Annotated in this window: 16 protein-coding genes; 7 read left to right on the top strand and 9 right to left on the bottom strand. The window is 72.2% G+C overall.

What is annotated here, in order from left to right; translation table 11 throughout:
- The first annotated feature begins 74 nt into the window (after nucleotides 1–74).
- Entirely contained in the window at nucleotides 75–1,613 is a 1,539-nt protein-coding gene (locus ACPEH0_RS05345; RefSeq protein ID WP_217530825.1) for an SDR family oxidoreductase, read from the top strand.
- 4 nt (nucleotides 1,614–1,617) lie between these two features.
- Here ACPEH0_RS05345 and cydC read toward each other — a convergent pair whose 3' ends face one another.
- Genes cydC through ACPEH0_RS05325 form a run of 4 tightly spaced genes read right to left on the bottom strand, consistent with a single transcriptional unit; the run spans nucleotide 1,618 to nucleotide 7,410 of the window.
- Nucleotides 1,618–3,279, bottom strand: a complete 1,662-nt coding sequence (gene cydC / locus ACPEH0_RS05340) for a thiol reductant ABC exporter subunit CydC (RefSeq protein ID WP_366213883.1) — start codon at nucleotides 3,277–3,279, stop codon at nucleotides 1,618–1,620.
- Nucleotides 3,276–4,916, bottom strand: a complete 1,641-nt coding sequence (cydD, locus tag ACPEH0_RS05335; RefSeq protein ID WP_366213884.1) for a thiol reductant ABC exporter subunit CydD — start codon at nucleotides 4,914–4,916, stop codon at nucleotides 3,276–3,278. Before cydD ends, cydC begins: the two co-directional genes overlap by 4 nt.
- Before the next feature lie 22 nt (nucleotides 4,917–4,938).
- Nucleotides 4,939–5,973, bottom strand: a complete 1,035-nt coding sequence (cydB, locus tag ACPEH0_RS05330) for a cytochrome d ubiquinol oxidase subunit II (protein ID WP_217530831.1) — start codon at nucleotides 5,971–5,973, stop codon at nucleotides 4,939–4,941.
- 9 nt (nucleotides 5,974–5,982) lie between these two features.
- Nucleotides 5,983–7,410 (bottom strand): cytochrome ubiquinol oxidase subunit I, encoded by a 1,428-nt coding sequence (locus ACPEH0_RS05325; protein WP_217531018.1) that lies wholly within the window; start codon nucleotides 7,408–7,410, stop codon nucleotides 5,983–5,985.
- Nucleotides 7,411–7,555: 145 nt separating this feature from the next.
- Here ACPEH0_RS05325 and ACPEH0_RS05320 point away from each other — a divergent pair, with 145 nt between their 5' ends.
- Nucleotides 7,556–9,766, top strand: coding sequence for a serine hydrolase (locus ACPEH0_RS05320; RefSeq protein ID WP_366213885.1), 2,211 nt, complete (start codon nucleotides 7,556–7,558; stop codon nucleotides 9,764–9,766).
- A gap of 7 nt (nucleotides 9,767–9,773) precedes the next feature.
- On the opposite strand, the gene ACPEH0_RS05315 is transcribed toward ACPEH0_RS05320, so the two are convergent.
- Nucleotides 9,774–10,403 (bottom strand): helix-turn-helix transcriptional regulator, encoded by a 630-nt coding sequence (locus ACPEH0_RS05315; RefSeq protein WP_064003012.1) that lies wholly within the window; start codon nucleotides 10,401–10,403, stop codon nucleotides 9,774–9,776.
- Nucleotides 10,404–10,475: 72 nt separating this feature from the next.
- Here ACPEH0_RS05315 and ACPEH0_RS05310 point away from each other — a divergent pair, with 72 nt between their 5' ends.
- A complete protein-coding gene (locus tag ACPEH0_RS05310; RefSeq protein ID WP_217530833.1) occupies nucleotides 10,476–10,973 on the top strand; it encodes a DUF427 domain-containing protein in 498 nt (165 codons plus the stop codon).
- Nucleotides 10,974–10,986: 13 nt separating this feature from the next.
- Here ACPEH0_RS05310 and ACPEH0_RS05305 read toward each other — a convergent pair whose 3' ends face one another.
- From ACPEH0_RS05305 to ACPEH0_RS05295, 3 genes are all read right to left on the bottom strand, one after another.
- Complete coding sequence (locus ACPEH0_RS05305) at nucleotides 10,987–11,811, bottom strand: HAD-IIA family hydrolase (RefSeq protein WP_217530835.1); 825 nt, start codon at nucleotides 11,809–11,811, stop codon at nucleotides 10,987–10,989.
- 48 nt (nucleotides 11,812–11,859) lie between these two features.
- Nucleotides 11,860–12,900, bottom strand: a complete 1,041-nt coding sequence (locus ACPEH0_RS05300; protein WP_217530836.1) for an LLM class flavin-dependent oxidoreductase — start codon at nucleotides 12,898–12,900, stop codon at nucleotides 11,860–11,862.
- A 75-nt stretch (nucleotides 12,901–12,975) separates the two neighbouring features.
- The gene (locus tag ACPEH0_RS05295) at nucleotides 12,976–13,836 is read right to left on the bottom strand and encodes an NmrA family NAD(P)-binding protein (protein ID WP_217530839.1); all 861 of its coding nucleotides are present in this window, start codon (nucleotides 13,834–13,836) and stop codon (nucleotides 12,976–12,978) included.
- 107 nt (nucleotides 13,837–13,943) lie between these two features.
- Between ACPEH0_RS05295 and ACPEH0_RS05290 the strand changes: the two genes are divergently transcribed.
- The 4 genes from ACPEH0_RS05290 to ACPEH0_RS05275 are packed head-to-tail and all read left to right on the top strand — an operon-like array spanning nucleotide 13,944 to nucleotide 17,165.
- A complete protein-coding gene (locus tag ACPEH0_RS05290; RefSeq protein WP_359919481.1) occupies nucleotides 13,944–14,306 on the top strand; it encodes a winged helix-turn-helix transcriptional regulator in 363 nt (120 codons plus the stop codon).
- Between the two features lie 35 nt (nucleotides 14,307–14,341).
- Nucleotides 14,342–15,280, top strand: coding sequence for an aldo/keto reductase (locus ACPEH0_RS05285; RefSeq protein ID WP_217530841.1), 939 nt, complete (start codon nucleotides 14,342–14,344; stop codon nucleotides 15,278–15,280).
- 41 nt (nucleotides 15,281–15,321) lie between these two features.
- The gene (locus ACPEH0_RS05280; RefSeq protein WP_217530842.1) at nucleotides 15,322–16,053 is read left to right on the top strand and encodes a sulfurtransferase; all 732 of its coding nucleotides are present in this window, start codon (nucleotides 15,322–15,324) and stop codon (nucleotides 16,051–16,053) included.
- Nucleotides 16,054–16,085: 32 nt separating this feature from the next.
- Entirely contained in the window at nucleotides 16,086–17,165 is a 1,080-nt protein-coding gene (locus ACPEH0_RS05275; protein WP_366213886.1) for a DNA glycosylase AlkZ-like family protein, read from the top strand.
- Nucleotides 17,166–17,177: 12 nt separating this feature from the next.
- Here the strand turns inward: ACPEH0_RS05275 and ACPEH0_RS05270 are convergent, their stop codons facing one another.
- On the bottom strand, nucleotides 17,178–20,174 hold the full coding sequence (locus tag ACPEH0_RS05270; protein ID WP_366213887.1) for an alpha-mannosidase: 2,997 nt from the start codon (nucleotides 20,172–20,174) through the stop codon (nucleotides 17,178–17,180).
- Nucleotides 20,175–20,209 lie beyond the last annotated feature (35 nt).

Here is a 20,209-nt window from a genome sequence, read left to right as displayed (position 1 = left end):
TGCGGCTGTCCCTTGACAAAACCCGTCCGTCGAGCGGGGGCCGCACCCCTCCGCGGCCGGTCTATCGTGGCGACATGAGCGAGCTCTCCGCCCCCACCGGCCGCGAATCCGCCCTCGTCGCCCAGCCCCGCGCCGACGGCTCCGCGCCGCGCGCGCTGGTGCTCGGATCGACCGGATACCTCGGCGGACGCCTCGTCCCGCGACTCCTGTCGGCGGGGTACCGGGTGCGGGTGCTCGTCCGCACGCCCGCCCGGGTGAGGGCGTTCGTGTGGGGGAGCGAGGTCGAGGTCGTCGAGGGCGCCGCCGAGGACGCCGACGCCGTCGCCCGCGCCGTCGACGACGTCGACGTGCTCTACTACCTCGTCCACTCGATGGGCGGCGGCGACGACTTCGAGACGAAGGACCTGCGGGCGGCGGAGACAGTGGCGGATGCGGCGGCCGAGGCATCCGTCGGTCGCATCGTCTACCTCGGGGGTCTGCACCCGGCCGGTGTGGAGCTGAGCCCGCACCTGCGCTCGCGCGTCGAGGTGGGCGAGGTGCTGCTGCACAGCGGCGTCCCCACCCTCGTCCTGCAGGCCGGTGTCGTCATCGGGTCGGGGTCCGCCTCGTTCGAGATGGTGCGTCACCTCACCGACGTGCTGCCGTACATGCCGGCGCCGAAGTGGGTGCGCAACCGCATCCAGCCGATCGCGGTGCGCGATGTGCTGCACTACCTGCTCGCGGCGGCGCGGGTCGACTCGGACGTCAACCGGGCCGTCGACATCGGCGGGCCGGACGTGCTCCGCTACGGCCAGATGATGAACGGGTACGCCGTCGAGGCGGGTCTGCGCCAGCGCGCGATCGCCGCGCTGCCCGTGCTCACCCCCGGTCTCGCGTCGCACTGGGTGAACCTCGTGACACCCGTTCCGCGTGCGATCGCCCGGCCGCTCATCGCGTCGCTGCAGAACGAGTGCATCATGGACGACCACGCCGTCGACGAGCTGCTGCCGCGGCCCGAGGGCGGCCTCACGCCCTACCGCGAGGCGGTGCGGCTGGCGCTGCGCAAGGTCGAGGCCGACGCCGTCGAGACGAGCTGGCAGGACGCCGAGGTCTCGTCGGTGCCGAGCGACCCGCTGCCGAGCGACCCCGAGTGGGCCGGCCGGCTCGTGTTCACCGACGAGCAGAGCGCGACGACGTCGGCGAGCACCGAGCAGCTCTGGCGCGTCATCGTCGGGATCGGCGGCGAGAACGGCTGGTACTCGTCGCCGTTCCTGTGGGCCGTCCGCGGCTGGATGGACCGACTCGTGGGCGGTGTGGGCCTGCAGCGCGGGCGCCGCAGCCGCGGCAAGGTCGCGGCGGGCGACGCGATCGACTTCTGGCGCGTCGAGGCCGTCGAGGAAGGGCGACTGCTGCGCCTGCGTGCGGAGATGAAGGTGCCGGGCCTCGCGTGGCTCGAACTGCGCGCGAGCCCCGAGGGGTCGGGCTCACGGTACGACCAGCGCGCCGTCTTCTTCCCGAAGGGGCTCGCCGGACGGCTCTACTGGTTCGCCGTGCTGCCCTTCCACGGCTTCATCTTCCAGGGCATGGCGAACCGCATCGCGGCCGCCGCCGAGCGCGAGGCGCCCGTCGCTTGAGGTCTCAGGCCGTGAGGCGACCGTTCGCGACGCGGACGGTGCGGTCGACGAGGGATGCCGGGACCTCGGCGTGCGAGATGAGCACGACCGCGTGCGACCCGTCGACCGCGCCGAGCAAGTCGGTCAGCAGCGCATCGGCGGCGGACGGGTCGACGCCGGCGGTCGGTTCGTCGAGGATCAGCACGGGAAAGCCGCGCAGCAGGGCGCGCGCGAGCGAGATGCGCTGGGCCTGACCGCCCGAGACGAGCGCGCCGCGCTCGCCGACCCGCGCGTCGAGTCCGCCGCGCGCGCGGAGCCAGTCGCCGAGGCCCACGCGCTCGAGGACGCGCACGAGCTCGTCGTCGGTCGCGGTGTCGCGGGCGAAGAGCAGGTTCTGGCGGATGTCCTCGTCGAAGAGCATCGGATGCTGCTCGCACAGTCCCACGGTCTGTCGCAGGTCGTCGGGGGCGATCGCCTCGACGGGGCGTGCGCCGATCGTGTACTCGCCGGAGGCGGCGAGGAAGCGGACGAGGGCGGCGGCGAGGGTCGACTTGCCCGCGCCGCTCGGACCGACGACGTGGATCCGCTCGCCGGGGCGGACGTCGAGGTCCACGTCGGTCAACGCGGGGCGGTCGGCGCCCGGCCAGCGGACCGTGACGCCGCGCAGGCGGAGGCCGTCGCCGAGCGGCGGTGCCTGCCCCGTCGGCGCGCCTGCGGGTGGGATCTCCGCCGGCACCGCGGCGGGGACGACGCCCGCGACACGCGTCGCGGCCGCGCGGACCTGCCGCCACGCGGACGCCGCGAGCGGCACGGACGTGTAGACCTCGAACACCGCCATCGGCACGAGCACGACCACGGCGAGGGACGGGCCCGAGAGCGCACCCTCGGCCGCGGCCGGGGCGGCGGCGACGAGCGCGAGGACGGTCGCGGCGCCGGCGGCGAGCGACACGAGGGCCGCCGTCCCCGCCTGCGCCGCGGCGCGCCGGAGCAGGGCGCGCCGCAGTGCCGCGTCCGCGGCGCGGACGTCGGCACGCGAGTCGTGCTCCGCGCCGTAGGCGACGAGGACGTCGAGGCGCGAGAGGTGGTCGAGGATCGCACCGCGCAGTCGTGCGCGCAGGGGGGCGATCGAGCGCTCGGCGCGGGCGCCCGCCGTCCAGCCCCACGCGGTCGCCGCGACCCCCGCGCCGACGAGGCACGCCGCGAGGGTGAGGGCGGCGGGCCACCACACGACGGCGACGAGCACGACGGCGCCGACCGCGACGGCGGCCGACGACACGAGCGGCAGGACGACGCGCAGCGGCAGGTTCTGCAGTTCGTCGACGTCGTCGACGAGGGCCGTCGCCGCATCGCCCCGGCCGGCCGAGGCGAGCCCCGCGGGCGCGTGGGGGAGAAGGCGGCGCACGAGGTCGGTCCGCGTGCGGGCCAGTTGGCGCAGCACCGCGTCGTGGCCCGCGAGGCGCTCGGTGTAGCGGAACACGGCGCGGGAGAGGGCGAAGGCCCGGACTCCCACGACCGCGGTCGTGATGTAGAGGACGAGCGGTTGCTCGGCGGCGCGCACGATCAGCCAGGCGCTCACGGCGAGCAGGGCCACCGCCGAGGCTTCCGAGAGGAAGCCCGAGGCCAGGGCGGGCCAGAGGCGGCGGACAGGCGGCACGGCGCCGCGCAGCACGTCACGGGTCGTCGTCACACCGACACCCCCGCACCGGTCAGCCGCACGACGCGATCCGCGATCGCGCGGGCGGTCGTGCGGTGCGAGACGAGCAGGATGAGGGCCCCGGTATCCGCGATCGATCGGAGGGACCGCCAGAGGTGCGCCTCCGCGGCGGCGTCGAGCGCGGCCGACGGCTCGTCGAGGGCGAGGACGGGGGCGTGCCCGCGCAGGTGGCGCGCGATCGCGCGGGCGACGGCGACCCGCTGCGCCTGCCCACCCGAGAGTCCGGCACCCTGAATGCCCAGGACCTGCTCCGGATCGACGTCGGAGAGCCCCACGAGCGACAGCGCCTCGGCGACCGTCGCGGCGGGCAGGGTGGCGTCCCCCAGCGAGACGTTCGACGCGACCGTCCCCGCCGCGAGCCCCGGGCGCTGCCCCGCCCACGCGAGCCACGACGACGGCGGGAGGGTGCGGACGTCGCGGCCGTCGAGCTCGATGCGGCCCGTCGCGGGCGCGAAGCCCAGGAGGGCGTGCAGCAGGCTCGACTTGCCCGCGCCGCTCGGCCCCTCGATGAGGACGATCTCGCCCGACCGCGCCTCGAGGTCCACCGGCGTCAGGTCGCGCACCCGGACGTCCGTCAGCCGCAGCACGTGCGTCCCCCGGTCCACCGTTGCCGCCGCAGGTGCCGACGGCGTCGCCGCGGCGGCCTCGTCGAGGACGGCGAACACGTCGCGGGTCGCCGCGACGCCCTCGCTCGACGCGTGGAACTGCACCCCGACCTGGCGGATCGGCAGGAACGCCTCGGGCGCGAGCAGGAGGACGAAGAGCCCGACCGTCAGGCTGAGCGACCCGTCGAGTAGCCGGAAGCCGATCGTCACGGCGACGATGGCGACCGAGATCGACGCGAGGAACTCGAGGGCGAACCCCGACAGGAACGACACCCGCAACACGGTCATCGTCTCGCGCCGATAGTCGTCGGTGACCCGCTCGATCGAGTCCGCGGCGCGATGCTGCCGCCCGAAGACGGTGAGGGTGGACAGTCCCTGCACCGTTTCGGCGAAGCGGGTGGCGAGGTGGGTGAGCGTGTCCCACTGGCGGCGCTGGACGCTGCGGGTCGCGAGTCCGATCAGCACCATGAAGATCGGGATGAGCGGCAGGGTGAGCAGGACGGTGAGGCCCGAGACCGCGTCCGCGGTCCCCATCACCGCGAGCAGGATCGGCGTGGCGACCACGGTCTGCACGAGCTGGGGCAGATAGCGGCCGACGTAGGGTTCGAGCGCGTCGAGGCCGCGCCCGGCGACGAGGGCGAGCTGCGCCGTGCTGCGGGCCGCGGTCCACCCCGGCCCGAGGCGGCCGATCGCGTCGAGCACGGAAGCCCGCAGCTGCGACTCGACGCGCGCCGACGCGCGGGCGGCCACCCGCTCGCGCGCGAACGAGAGCACCGAGCGGAGGAGGACGACGGCCGCCAGGGCGAGGAGGGTTCCCGCGATCTCGCGTCCCGCGATCGCATCGACGACCGCTCGCGTCGTCAGGAAGGCGAAGCCGACGACCACCGCCGTCTGCGCCAGCGCGAGCAGTCCGATGAGCAGGAGGAAGGATCGGGATGCCGTCGCGTACCGCCACAGCCGGGGGTCCACCGGCGGCGGCTGCCGCCGTTCGAGCTCGGGGGCCATGGGTCGATCCTCCTCCGCCGTCTCAGTGGGCGGGCGCGGCATCCGCCTTCTCGATCTGCGCACGCGAGATGCGCTTGCGGAAGACCCAGTACGTCCAGGCCTGGTAGGCCAGGATGCCCGGCAGGAAGATGACCGCCGCCCACGTCATGACCCCGAGCGTGTAGTCGGTGCTGGACGCGTTCTCGATCGTGAGGGAGAACGCCGGGTCGGTCGAGGACGGCATGACGAAGGGGAACAGCGCGAACCACAGGGTGAGGACGGCCGTGACGATCGTGACGGCGCCCAGCGCGAAGGCCCACCCGTCGCGCTCCCGCAGGTTGGCCACGGCGGAGCCGATCAGGGCGAGCGCGGCGGCGACGCCGCATCCGATCACCGCCGCCAGTGCGGGGGCGTCGCGGTCCATCGCGATCGCCGTGGTCCAGACGACCGTCCCGGCCGCGAAGAGGATCGTCGGGATCGCCACGCGACGGGCCAGGGCGTGAGCGTCCTCCTTCACCCGGCCGTCGGCCTTCAGCCCCACGAAGTACAGACCGTGCAGGAAGAAGAGCAGCAGGGTGGTGACGCCGACCCACAGTCCGTAGGGGTTCAGGAGGGTGAGGAGCGACCCGGTGAACTCCTTGTCGGCGTCGATCGGCACCCCCTGGACGATGTTGCCGAACGCGACCCCCCAGAGCAGGGCCGGGACGACCGAGCCGATGACGATCATCCGGTCGAAGCCGCGCTTCCACGCGAGCCCCTCGCGCTGGTGGCGGTACTCGAACGAGACGCCGCGGAGGATGAGGGCGAGCAGGATCAGCAGCAGCGGCAGGTAGAACCCGCTGAACAGGGTCGCGTACCACTCCGGGAACGCGGCGAACAGGCAGGCGCCCGCGACGATGACCCACGTCTCGTTGAGGTCCCACACCGGCCCGATGGTGTTGATGACCTGGCGCCGCGACACCTCGTCGCGGCCGAGGAACGGCAGGCTCATCCCGACGCCGAAGTCGAAGCCGTCGAGCACGAAGTAGCCGACGAAGAACACACCGACGACGAAGAACCAGAGGTAGGCGAGATCCATGGCGTGCTCCTAGTAGACCGTCGAGGGGGTCTGGTCGACCGGCAGGTCGCGTGGGTCGGGGTCGTCGGGCCCGGGCAGGGGGTCGGGACCCTTCTGCGCGGCCTTCAGGATGAGGCGGAACTCGACGACGGCGAGCGAGGCGTAGATCGCGGTGAACGCGACGAGGGAGATGAGCACCGTCCAGCCGGGGACACTGGGCGAGACGCCGTCCTCGGTGAGCATGAGGCTGAACACGATCCAGGGCTGGCGGCCCATCTCGGTGAACACCCAGCCGACGAGGCTGCCGAGCAGGGGGAGCGGGGCGGACCAGATCGCGATGCGCCACATCCAGTCGGCGACGGGACGGGTCGCCTTCTTCCGTGTGACCCAGAGGCCGGCGACCGAGATGAGGGTGGCGAGACCGCCGAAGCCGATCATCCAGCGGAAAGACCAGTAGGTGACCCAGATCTCGGGACGGTAGTCGACGCCGGCGCCGAAGCGCTGCGTGTAGAGGTCCTGCAGATCGTTCAGTCCTTCGACGCAGCCGTCGAGCGTCTGGGTGGACAGGAAGGAGAGCAGGTAGGGAACGCGCAGCGACCAGATCTCCTCCGAGCCGTCGGGTGTGCCGATCGAGAAGATGGAGAAGGATGCGTCGGCGCCGCACGCGTTCTCGTACAGGGCTTCGGCGGCCGCCATCTTCATCGGCTGCGTCTGCACCATGACGAGCCCGAGCTGGTCGCCGCTGATGGCGGTGCCGGCGAAGGAGATGATCATGAACCACATGCCGTAGCGGAGGGCCGGACGCATCGTCTCGACGTGCTGCCCGCGGCGCAGGTGCCAGGCGGCGACGGCGATGATGACCGCCGCGGCGAACATGAACGCCGAGAAGATCGTGTGCGGGAAGGCAGCGAGGGCGACCGGGTTGGTCAGCAGCGCGAAGAAGTCCGTGAGCTCGGCGCGGCCGGTGTCGGGGTTCAGCGTGTAGCCGACCGGGTTCTGCATGAACGCGTTGGCCGTCAGGATGAAGTACGCCGACAGGATCGACCCGAACGCCGTCGCCCAGATGGTGAGCAGGTGGATGCGGCGGGGCAGCTTGTCCCAGCCGAAGATCCACAGGCCGATGAAGGTCGCCTCGAAGAAGAACGCCATGAGGCCCTCGAAGGCGAGCGGGGCGCCGAACACGTCGCCGACGAAGCGGGAGTATGCGGACCAGTTCATGCCGAACTGGAACTCCTGCACGATGCCGGTGACGACGCCCATCGCGAAGTTGATGAGGAAGATCTTGCCGAAGAGGCGGGTCAGGTGCAGCCACCTCACGTCGCCGGTGCGGTGCCAGATCGTCTGGAAGATCGCCACCGTGAGCGCCATGCCGAGCGTCAACGGCACGAACAGATAGTGGTAGAGCGTCGTCAGTCCGAACTGCAGGCGAGCCAGGATGAGCGGGTCCAGAAAGTCCACGGGCTTGGTCCTTCCACGGGTATGCTCCGACGCTACGACAGCCGGCTGATCGCGGCATCCGATCGGGCCGTGCAAAATACCCGGATGCCGCCGCGCCGGACGCCCCCCATGGTGGGAGCGGTCTCCGCCGCCTACGGTGGGGCTCATGACTCGCGGTGATTCGTCCCGGGTTCCCGCGATGGTGCGGCGGACCACAGCCTTCACCGCGGCGTGGCTGGCGACGGTCCTCGTCCTGACCGCGGGGCCCGCCTCAGCCGGCACGACGCCCTCGCCGACGCCGGCCGTGTCACCGTCGCCGACCGTCTCGCCGACCCCGACGGCGACTCGCACGCCGACGCCGACGGCTACCCCGACTCCGACACCGACGGCGACATCGAAGCCCACGCCGACGCCGACGCCTACGCCCACGGCTACCCCGACTCCGACGCCCACCCCGACACCCACGCCGGCCCCGACACCCGCTCCGACGCCGGATGCCGGGGCGCGCCTGGCGGCCCCGCCCGCCCCGCGGATGCCGTCGACGGGTCGCCTCAGCGCCGCGACCGCCGCCGACCAGACCATCGCCGTGAGCCGCGCCCTCTTCCCGAACGGAAGCGCCGAGGTCGTGATCGCCGCCGCCAAACGCCACGACGCGCAGATCGCTGCGGGGCTCGCGGGCGCCCGCCGGGCGCCGATGCTGTACGTCGCACCAGACTCGATCCCCGCCGCGGTCAAGACCGAACTCGCCCGGCTGAAGCCGACGCGCATCCTCGTCGTCGGCTCGACGGCGTCGGTGAACAGTACGGTCGCGCGGGTGCTCGGTCAGACGGCCCCCGTCGAGCGGATCTCCGGCGCCGACACCTACGCGCTCTCGCGCGCGGTCCTGCGCTTCCTGGGCCCCGTCGACCGCGTGTACGTCGCCGACGGGCGCACGATGGACACTGCTCCGATCGCCGCGGCGGCCGCCGCCGCGACGGGAGGCGGCTTCATGGCCGTCGACGGTCGCGGCACGGCCTCCGACGCCACGATGGCGGCGCTGAAGGACGTCGGTGCGAAGGAGGTGGTCATGATGAACATCGCCTCGATGATGGGGAAGGGGTTCGTCGACCGCATCCGCTCCGCCGGGATCAGCGTGCGTCGCATGGCGGGCGGCACCAGCGAGGCCGTGGCGATCTCCACGGCCGCCGACTACCCGAGCACGACCACCCGCGGTGTCGTGGTCTCCGGCGTCGCGATCCCCAACCACGAGACCGGCACGGCGGCCGCGGTCGCCGGCGCCCTCCGCCAGCCCTTCCTCTACTCACGCACCGAGTGCGTGTCGGATGCCACGGCCGCCCTCCTCGACACGCGAAAGGACACCGTCCTCGCCGTCGGTCCGACCAGCCGGTTGCAGGCGGCCGTGCTGACGGGCGACGGCTGCACCGTCGTCCGCACCGCGGCGGCGAACACGCTGCGCGACAAGATCACGGCCACCATGAAGCGGCATCCCTCCTCGTCGTACGCCGTCACCGTGCGGCAGATCGGCGGTCTCGAGGTGCTGACGGGCAAGACGGGCGCCACGCGACGCGAACCCGCCAGCATGATGAAGCTCTTCGTCGCCTGGGCGGCGCTCAAGCGGGTGGAGAAGAAGCAGGCGTCGCTGTCGACGAAGCTGTCGTCGGGTCTCACCGTCAAGGAATGCCTGCGCGAGCTCATCTGGATGTCCGACAACTACTGCCACACCGACCTCGTGCACTGGATCGGCGTCTCGAACCTCAACAAGCAGATCGCCGCCGCCGGCTACTCGCAGACCTCCTACGGGCGCGTGCTGAAGGGACAGGACGTCCTCTACGCCGGCAACCGCACCACCTCGAACGATCTGAGCCTGCTCGTGGCACGCCTCGAGAAGGGGCAGATCCTCAACAAGACGCACACGACGCTGCTGCGGGATCTCATGCACACGCAGTTGTTCCGCTCCCGCATTCCCAACGGCATCCCGGCCTCCGCCTACCAGGCCTCCAAGCCGGGCTCGCTCTGGGTCAAGGGCGGTCTGCTTCAGGCCGACACCGCGATCATCCGCGGGCCGAAGGCGACCTTCGTGCTTACCGTGATCGGCGACGCCGGGTCGTCCAAGGCCGGTATCCGCGACATCGCGCGCACCGTCTACACGCACTTCAACGGCTCGTTCGGGGCGGCGGCGAAGCACTCCGACCTGCACGTGCGGACCACGAAGAACGCGACGTGGCGGAAGTCCGCAGGCGGCGCGGTCGGCGGGACGATCCCGAAGGGCACGCCGCTGCGGGTCTCGGATTCGAAGCGTCACTGGTACAAGCTCCACTACCGGGGCGGATACGCCTGGGTCTGGTACTCGTCCCTGCGCACCAACCTCGCCTACTGAGGCGGGTTCACGCGGAGGCGTCCGGGCGCCGCCGCAGGAGGTGGATGACGCACTGCTGCGGATCGCACGACGAGCGCATGCCGTCGACCGCCAAGGGCCCGCCCGCCTCGCTGAGGGCGCCCTGCATGAGCCCGAGGTGCACGTCGCAGAGCGTCTCGCGGTTGTCCGCCTGATCGGCCGCGTGCGCGCAGGGCGTCAGGTCGATCGTGAGGGCGTCCTCGTCGATGTCGGGGTCGAAGCCGCCGTCGAGAAGCTGCTCGACGAGCGCGTCGAGCTGATGCTGTTCCTCGCCCGTCAGCGACCCGGCGGTCTCGGGCATGACCCGGCGCATGAGGTCGCCGCGCTCGGCAGCGGCCTGCACCTTGCGGCGGTGCTCCGGACTCGAGACGCTCACGCCGTCGACGGCGCGGTAGAACACCCGGGGTCGGCCGCGCGTCGTGCGCTTCTCGACCTCGGTGGCGACGAACCCGCGCTCGATGAGCCGCTGCAGGTGCTCCCGGACCGTGTTCGGATGCAGCTTCGTCGCCGCGACGAGCTCGCCGACGGTCTGCTGCGGGGTCGTCTGCAGCAGGTGGAGGATCTCCACGCGCGATGACGTGGAGATCGCGTTGTAGGCGGTCGGGCGCCGGGCCGTCATGACTTCATTATCGGGGGATGACGGATGCCGCGGGGCGGCCCTGGCCTATGATTCCGCCCGTAATCTGAGACCATGCGGCATCCCACCCCCGACCCCGTCGGACCGGGTCAGGAGAGCGTCTGGGACTACCCCCGGCCTCCCCGCGTCGAACCGGTCGCCGGCACCGTCACGATCACCCTCGGCGGCGAACGCATCGCCTCGACGAGCCGTGCCCTGCGCGTGCTCGAGACGAGCCACCCGCCCGTCTACTACCTGCCGATCGACGACTTCGTCCCCGGTGCGCTGACGCCCGGTCAGGGGTCGTCGTTCTGCGAGTTCAAGGGCGCCGCGCGCTACCTCGACGTCCACGGTGGCGGCGTGCCCCGCCCTGCGGCGGCGTGGAACTACCCGCACCCCGAACCGGGCTTTGAGGAGCTGGCGGACCGGGTGGCGGTGTACGCGCAGCAGATGGACGAGTGCACCGTCGCCGGTGAGGTCGTGACCCCGCAGCCGGGTCGCTTCTACGGCGGGTGGGTCACCTCTCAGGTCGTGGGACCGTTCAAGGGCGTGCCGGGCTCGATGGGGTGGTGACCGGCGCCGACCGTCAGAGGCCGAGCGCCGCCTGCACGTCGGGGGAGTCGCTCTCGCGCGGTTCGGTGCGCACCAGGTCGGCGACCGAGCCGAGGATCTCGTCGGGGCGGAACGGGTAGCGCTCTATCTCGGCGGTGTCGCTGATGCCGGTGAGCACGAGCACGGTGTGCAGGCCCGCTTCGATCCCGGCGACGACGTCCGTGTCCATGCGGTCGCCGATCATGCCGGTGTTCTCGGAGTGCGCGCCGATGCGGTTGAGTGCCGAGCGGAACATCATCGGGTTGGGCTTGCCGACGACGTAGGGCTCTTTGCCGGTGGCCTTCGTGATGAGCGCCGAGATGGCGCCCGTCGCCGGCAGGACGCCCTCGGTCGAGGGGCCGGTCGCGTCGGGGTTGGTGGCGATGAAACGGGAGCCGGCGCCGATGAAGCGGATCGCCTTGGTGATCGCCTCGAACGAGTAGTTGCGGGTCTCGCCGACGACGACGTAGTCAGGGCGGGTCTCGGTCATGATGAAGCCCGCCTCGTGGAGGGCCGTCGTGAGACCGGCCTCACCGATCACGAACGCGGTGCCGCCCGGCATCTGCGAGGCGAGGAAGTCCGCGGTCGCCAGGGCCGAGGTCCAGATCGACTCCTCCGGCACGACGAGTCCCGACGCGCGCAGCCGGGCGCTGAGGTCGCGCGGCGTGAAGATCGAGTTGTTCGTGAGCACGAGGAACGGGGTGCCCTCGTCGCGCCACTGCTCGAGCAGCTCCGCAGCGCCGGGGATCGGTGTGTTCTCGTGCACGAGCACGCCGTCCATGTCGGTCAGCCAGCACTCGATGTCCGCGCGGGTCCGCATGGGTCCACCCTATGCCCGCGTGCGCCGCTCGCCCGGCGCACCCGAGCGCTACGCCTTGGCGATCTCGTGCGTCGGCGTCCACCCCAGCGACGGGGCGACGTAGCGGGCGAAGGACTCGACGAGACGCAGGTTGAATGCCACCCCGAGCTGGCTCGGGATCGTGAGCATGAGCGTGTCGGCCTCGCGGACCGCGGCGTCGTGCTGCAGCTGCTCGACGAGCTCGTCGGGGGTGCCGGCATACGTCTTGCCGAAGGTGGACCGCATGCCGTCGATGATCCCGATCTGGTCACCGTCGGAGCGGCCGCCGAAGTACATGGCGTCCTCCGCGGTCGTGATGGGGAAGATGCTGCGGCTCACCGAGACGCGCGGGGTCCCCGCGTGACCGGCCTCGCGCCACGCCGCGCGGAACGCGTCGATCTGCTCGGCCTGCAGGATGTCGAAGGGGCGACCGTCGGCCGAGGTCAACAGCGTCGACGACATGAGGTTAACCCCCATGCGTCCCGCCCATTCGGCCGAGTCGCGGTTGCCAGCGCCCCACCAGATGCGCGAGCGCAGCCCGGGGGAGTGCGGTTCAATGCGCTGCAACCCGTGGCCGCCGCCGAACGGGCTGTGCGGGTCGCTCTCGGCGAGCCCGTCGCCCTCGACGGCGCGCAGGAACAGCTCGAAGTGCTCGCGGGCGATGTCGGCGCCGCGCGGGTCCGTCGACCCGGTGTAGCCGAAGGTCTCGTAGCCGCGGATGACGCTCTCGGGTGACCCGCGGCTCACGCCGAGCGCGAGCCGTCCGTCGCTGATGAGGTCGACCGCGGCCGCCTCCTCCGCGAGGTAGAGCGGGTTCTCGTAGCGCATGTCGATGACGCCCGTGCCGACCTCGATGCGCGAGGTGCGCGCCGCGATCGCGGCGAGCAGCGGCATGGGGGAGGCCTGCTGGCGGGCGAAGTGGTGCACGCGGAAGTAGGCGCCGTTCACCCCGAGCTCGTCCATGCCCTGCGCGAGGTCGATCGCCTGCAGCATCGAGTCGCCGGCGGTGAGTTCGCGACCCCCGCCGAGGGGACCGTAATGGCCGAAGGACAGCGTTCCGAAGCGTTGCATACCGGTCACAACGCCGCGGCCGCGGCATCCATTCCGATGAATATGGATGCCGCGGCCGCGGGAGCGTGCGAGGGATCAGCTCGCAGGAGCCACGGCGCGCAGCGCGTCCTTCCAAGGGGTCACGGAACGCCCGATGAGGTCGGTCAGGTCGGACGAGGTGACGTCGAGGGCGCCGCGGGCGATGCCGCCGTCGAGGGCGACGACGAACCCGACGGTGCCCTCGTCGAGCCCGAACGACGCCAGCCGCGCCGCCAGCTCGTCGGGGGTCGCCGGCGCGTACACGACCTCGCGCCCGAGCACCTCGCCCATGGCGGCGGCGATGTCGGCGTAGGTGGCGCGGGGTCCCGCGAGCTCATACGTGCGGCCGAGGTGCCCGTCCTCGAGCAGGACGACCGCGGCGGCCTCGGCGTAGTCCGCCCGCGCGGCGGCGGCCACGGCGGCGTCGCCGACGGCGGCCGACAAGACGCCCGTCTGCGCCGCGCCGGCCAGGTCGCCGGCGTAGTTCTCCATGTACCAGTTGTTGCGAAGGATCACGGCGGGGATGCCGCTGGCCGCGATCGCCTCCTCGGTCGCCTTGTGGTCGGGGGCGAGGACGAGGTCGACGGTGTCGGCGTGCGAGACGCTCGTGTAGACGAGCTTCGTGACACCGGCGCGGGCGGCGGCGTCGATGACGGTCAGGTGGCCGGCGAGGCGCCCGCCCGGCTCCGAGCCCGAGATGAGCAGCACGCTGTCGACGCCCTCGAGGGCGGCGTCGACCGACTCGGGCACGGTGTAGTCGAGCGGCACGACGCGGACGCCCCTGCCGGCGAGGTCGGCGGCCTTCGAGACGGTGCGGGCTCCGGCGACGATGCTCTCCGGGGCGGCGCCGCGGGCGAGCAGTGCGTCGACGACGAGGTGTCCGAGCTGGCCGCCGGCGGCGGTGACGAGGATGGTCATGGCGAGTCCTTTCGATGATCGCGCGATGCGTGCGACAGCCGGGACAACCCCACCGGACCCCCATGCATTCCGAGCGGAGGGTACCCACTTTCAGGTAAGCTGCTGACGTGTCGGTGAGTTTCGAGCGGATGCGGCAGGAGTCGCCCGGGATCTTCGGCGAGGCGTGCCCGTCGCGTGTCGTCCTCGACCACGTCATGAGCAAGTGGGGCGTCCTCGTCCTCCTCGCGCTCACCGATGGCACACGCCGGTGGGGCGAGCTGCGTCGCAGCGTCGACGGGATCAGCGAGAAGATGCTGGCCACGACGCTGCGCACCCTCGCCGCCGACGGGATCGTGGCGCGCACGTCCTACCCCGAGGTCCCGCCCCGCGTCGAGTACTCCCTGACCCCGCGCGGCGTCGAGCTGATGGAGCGGATGACGCCCCTCATGACGTGGATCCAGGCGAACGCCGACGAGATCGTCGCGCGCTGAGCCCCGGCATCCGCGGCCGTGTCAGGATCGAGATCATGACTGTTCTCGGTACCAGCGATCTGACCGTGTTCCCCCTGTCGCTCGGCGGCAACGTCTTCGGCTGGACGGCCGACCGCGACACGTCCTTCGCCGTCCTCGACGCCTTCACCGGCGCCGGCGGCGACTTCATCGACACGGCGGACGTCTACAGCGCGTGGGTCCCCGGCAACTCGGGCGGCGAGAGCGAGCGCATCATCGGCGAGTGGATCGCCTCGCGGCGGCCCGAGCGGGTCGTCGTGGCGACCAAGGTGTCGAAGCACCCCGAGTTCCCCGGCCTGTCGGCGGACAACGTGCGCGCGGCCGCCGAGGCGTCGCTCGCCCGGCTGGGCGTCGACACCATCGACGTGTACTACGCGCACGCCGAAGACCCCGACACCCCGCTCGAGGAGACCGTCGCCGCCTTCGGCTCCCTCGTCGCCGACGGACTCATCCGCTACCCGGCCGTGTCGAACTTCTCCGTCGAGCGCACCCGCGAGTGGGTGCGCCTGGCCCGCGAGCAGGGGGTCGCCGAACCCATCGCGACCCAGCCCGCCTACAACCTCGTCGACCGCGCCGTCGAGCGCGACGTCGTCCCGATGGCGGCCGAGCTCGGACTGACCGTCGTGCCGTACTACGCCCTCGCGAGTGGATTCCTCACCGGCAAGTACCGCTCCGCCGACACCTCGGGGCAGTCCTCGCCCCGTGCGGGATCGGCGGCGAAGTACGCGACGCCCGACGGGCTCGCCGTGCTCTCCGCGCTCGATGACGTCGCGGCCGCCCACGGCGTCTCGGTCGCCTCCGCCGCCCTCGGGTGGCTGCGGGCGAAGGGTGCCGTCCCGATCGCCTCGGCCTCGCGCGTCGACCAGGTCGAGGGCCTCATCGCCGGCGCGACGCTCGAGCTGGCACCCGACGAGGTCGCCGCGCTCGACGACGCCTCGGCACCGTTCGTCGGCTGACCGACCCGGGACGGATGCCGCCGGTCGCCTAGCCTGGACCGGTGGCATCCGTCCTGAACATCTCCGCCTACCTCTTCACGCCGATCGACGACCCCGCGTCGCTGCGCTCCGAGCTGCAGGAGCGGGCCGACGCACGCTCGCTGCACGGCACGATCCTGGTCGCCGAGGAGGGCATCAACCTCTTCCTCGCGGGACCGGCGGAGGACGTCCGCGGGTTCGTCGACGAGCTGCGGGCCGAGGAGCGGTTCGCCGCGCTCACGACGAAGGAGAGCTGGTCGGCCGAGCAGCCGTTCCGCAAGATGCTCGTCAAGCACAAGCGCGAGATCATCCGGATGGACCGTCCCGCCATCCGACCGACGGACGGACGCGCCCCTGCGGTCGACCCCGTGACGCTCCGACGGTGGCTCGAATCCGGCCGCGACGACGACGGCCGCGAGGTCGTCCTGCTCGACACGCGCAACGCCTTCGAGGTCGACCACGGGACGTTCGCCGGTGCACTGGACTGGCGCCTGGAGAAGTTCACCGAGTTCCCGGACGCCGCCGCCGCGCACCGCGATGAGCTCGTCGGCAAGACCGTCGTGAGCTTCTGCACCGGCGGCATCCGCTGCGAGAAGGCGGCTCTCGTCCTGCGGGAGGACGGCATCGACGCGCGTCAGCTCGACGGCGGCATCCTCGGGTATTTCGAGCACGTCGGCGGCGACGGATTCGACGGCGACTGCTTCGTCTTCGACGAGCGGCGCACCGTCGACGCGCGACTGCAGCCCACCGGCTGAGCAGCGTCCGAGGCGGGCGCTAGCCTCGACCCATGCACCGGCTCACGAGGGACGAGGCCCGCCGCATCGCGGTGCGCGCGCAGCTGCTCGATGCGGACCGACCCGGCGACGTCGTCGAGGTCGCCGAGCAGATCGCCGCGATCAAGATCGACCCGACGGCCGTCATCGCCCCCAGTGAGCAGTCGATCTGCTGGTCGCGCATCGGCTGGGCCTACGAGCCGGGGCAGCTGTCGAAGGCGGTCGAGGGGGACCGGCTGCTGTTCGAGTACGACGGGCACTTCCGCCCGGCATCCCTCCTCCCCGCCCTGCGGGCGGTCATGCCGGGGCGCCGCCTCGGCGGTTCGACGCGCCAGTACCTCGAGGCCAACGCCGCCTTCCGCGCCGAGATCCTGCGACGCCTCGAGCGGGAGGGGCCGCTGCCGGCCTCGGAGATCCCCGACACGAGCGTCGTCCAGGCGAAGAACGAGAGCGGCTGGTACGGCGCGAACCAGGTGCCGCGCATGCTCGAGCTCCTGTCCTACCTCGGCGACGTCGCCATCAGCGGGCGGATCGGCCGCCAGCGCGTGTGGGACCTGCCCGACCGTGTCTACGGTGCACGGGATGCCGAGATGGACCCGGCCGACGCCGAGGACGTTCTGGCAGCACGGCAGCTGCAGGCGCTCGGCATCGCGCGCGAGAAGTCGTCGTGGTCGGGTGTCGGCACGGCGGGCGAGCCGGCCGAGGTCGAGGGCAGCGCGTGGCGCTGGCGGGTCGACCCCGAGGCGCTCGCCGCGCTGGGCGATGATCCGGGCGGGCGGGCGGCGATCCTCAACCCGTACGACCGCATGCTGTTCGACCGCCCGCGCCTGACCGAGCTGTTCGAGTTCACCTACGTCCTGGAGCAGTTCAAACCGAAGCATCAGCGGGTCTACGGCTACTTCGCGCATCCGATCCTCGTCGGCGACCGCTTCGTGGGTCTGCTCGACGCCGCGCTCGACAAGGAGAAGGAGAACCTCGTGGTTTCCGCCGTGCACGAGCTCGTCCCGCTGGACGACGACGAGCGCGAGATGGTGCACGCCGAGGTCCGGGACCTCGGCGAGTGGCTCGGGGTCCCGGTCCGCGGACTCGACTGAGTCCGGCGACGCTCAGCGCGCCAGGCGCAGCGTGACCAGCTGGAACGGCGACAGCTCGAGGCGGACCGCGTCGCCGGCGGCATCCCGCAGCGCCGTCGCCGCGATCGGGCGTTCGAGCAGGTCCGTCTGCACGACGCCGGTCGCCCGGAAGCCCGGGACGAGGTGCGCGGTCCGGCTCGAGCCGAGCGCCTCGTAGAGCCGCACGATGACGTCGCCCGACCCGTCGTCGGCGAGCTTGACGGCCTCGACGACGACGCCCGGGTCGTCGAGCTCGAGGAACGGGTCGACCTCGCGCGCCCCCTGCAGGGCGACGGTCGGAAGGTTCAGGCGCAGCCCTTCCGCGACGGCCGCCGCGACGGTGGCGCCCGGCAGCACGGACAGGCGGAAGGTGTGCGCGCCCTGGTCGGCTTCGGGGTCCGGGAACAGGGGCGCCCGCACGAGGGTGATCCGCGCGACCGTCCGCGCGCCCCCGTCCGAGCCGGGCGCGCGCTGCACGTCGTGGCCGTACATCGCGTCGTTGGCGATCGCCACGCCGTACTCGCCCTCGGCCACGCGGATCCAGCGGTGCGCGACGGTCTCGAACCGGGCGGCATCCCACGTCGTGTTCATGTGGACGGGCCGCGACACGTGGCCGAACTGGATCTCGGACTCCGCGCGCTCGGCCCGCACCCGCAGCGGGAAGGCGATCTTCAGCATCTTCTGCCGCTCGCGCCAGTCGAGCCGCAGCGCCACCTCGAGCGCGCCGGACGCGGGGTCGACGCGGTAGCGCTGCTCGGCCGACGACGACCCGAACCGGCGCCGGACCACGAGGTCAGCCCCCTCGACCCTGATCTCGTCGGCCGCGTCGAGGACGGTCCCGAGCGCGCCGTCCTCGACGTCGATGTTCCATGCATCCCAGTCCCGCGGGGTGTCGCGGAACAGGTGCAGCGCGCCACCGGGGTGCGCGGGGTCGATGAGCTCGCGGCCCGTGGCGAGGTCGACGGCGCCCACGACGAGTCCTCGCGCGTCGATCGCCCAGTCGAACCGGGAATGCCGGAACCGCCAGCCGTCGCCGTCCGTTTCGGGCAAGACGACGGGAGCGGATGCCGCGGCCCCGACGCCGAGCGCAGGTGCGCCGCCGAGCGCCACCGCCGCGGCGTTGGCCGCGAGCGCCCGCTCGCCCTCGCCCACGAGCGAGCGCAGGGCGGTGTCGATGATCTCCCGCAGGTCGTCCGCGACGCGGGCGTACGTCGCCTCGGCCTCCTGGTGGACCCACGCGATCGAGGTGCCGGGCAGGATGTCGTGGAACTGGTGCAGCAGGACCGTCTGCCACAGGGCGCGCAGCCGCTCGGCGGGGTAGGTTGCGCCGGTGCGGACCGTGTCGAGCGTCGCCCAGAGCTCGGCCGCCCGCAGCAGGTGCTCGCTCTCGCGGTTGCCGCGCTTCGTGCGCGCCTGCGCGCTGTAGGTGCCCCGGTGGTACTCGAGGTAGAGCTCCCCGGACCACACCGGCGGCGCCGCGTACTCCGCCTCGGCGTCGGCGAAGAACTGCGCCGGCGAGCCCAGGCGCACCTTGGGGGACCCCTCGAGGTCGGCGGTGCGGCGCGCGGCGGCGATCATCTCGCGGGTGGGTCCGCCGCCGCCGTCGCCCCAGCCGAACGGCACGAGCGAGTGCGTCGCGTGCGCCTTCTCGGCGAACTGACGCTCGGCGCGGGCGAGCTCTGCCGCCGACAGGTCGGAGTTGTACGTGTCGACGGGAGGGAAGTGGGTGAACACGCGGGTGCCGTCGATGCCCTCCCACAGGAACGTGTGGTGCGGCATCCGGTTCGTCTCGTTCCACGAGATCTTCTGCGTGAGGAACCAGCGCGAGCCCGCCGCGGCGATGATCTGGGGGAGCGCGGCCGAGTACCCGAACGAGTCCGGCAGCCAGACCTCGAGCGGCTCGACGCCGAACTCCTCGAGGAAGAACCGCTTGCCCTCGACGAACTGGCGGGCGAGGGCCTCCGATCCCGGCATGTTCGTGTCGGATTCAACCCACATGCCGCCCACGGGCGCGAACCGGCCCTCGGCGACGGCCCGCCGCATCCGCTCGAACAGCTCGGGGTAGTGCTGCTTCATCCACGCGTACTGCTGCGCCGACGACGCCGCGAAGACGAAGTCGTCCTCGGTACGCATGAGGTCGAGCACGTTCGAGAACGTCCGCGCGACCTTGCGCACGGTCTCGCGGACCGGCCACAGCCAAGCCGAGTCGATGTGGGCGTGCCCCACGGCGGTCAGCTGATGCGAGGTGGCGGATGCCGGGGCGTCGAGGGCGTCGCGCAGTTCGGCGCGCCCCGCGGCGACCGTACCGGCGACGTCGTCGGGGTCCACCGCGTCGACCGCGCGGCCGAGCGCCGCCAGGACGCGGGCGTGACGGGTGCGGTCGGGGTCGAGCTGCTCGACGAGTCCGCGCAGGGTCCAGATGTCCTGCTGCAGCTCCCACACCGTCTGGTCGAGCAGCCCCAGCTCCAGGCGCCGCAGTCGGTAGATGGGCTCCGCGCCCGCGGTCCGCTTGTCGCCGAGCGGGGTCGCGGCGAAGGTGAACGTCCCGGCGACGCTGGGATTGCCCGCCGCCTCGATCCAGAGGTCGATCTCGTCGCCCTCGACGGGGACGGCGGTGTTGCGCGGCTCGATCGCCTTCACGATCGACCCATCGGGGCGGAACACGAGCGCCTCGGCCTGGAACCCCGGACCGGAGCCGTCGAAGCCGAGGTCGACGACGATCTCGGAACGGGTGCCCGGCACGTCTCGCCAGGAGTCGGGCACGCGGCCGGTGACGTGGAACCACACCGTGCCCCACGGCTTGCCCCATTCGGTGCCGACGGCGAACGGGGCGTACTCCTGCCGGATCGCCTCGGCGAAGGGCACGGGCTCGTCGGGGACCTCCCACGCCTCGATCGTCACGGGGGCGGTCTCGCGGTGGAGGGCCGGGGGCAGCCGGTCGCGCACGAGCCGGTCGATGCGCTGCAGGGCCAGGTGGTCGTTGCGGTGCATGCGGGTTCCTTCGAGGTCGGTGCGGCGCGGGAGCC

It is taken from the genome of Microbacterium sp. NPDC079356 (assembly GCF_049545465.1).
Lineage (GTDB): Bacteria > Actinomycetota > Actinomycetes > Actinomycetales > Microbacteriaceae > Microbacterium > Microbacterium gawkjiense.
The sequence above is the reverse complement of the archived record's forward strand: the minus strand, read 5'-3'. Positions and strand labels throughout refer to the sequence as shown.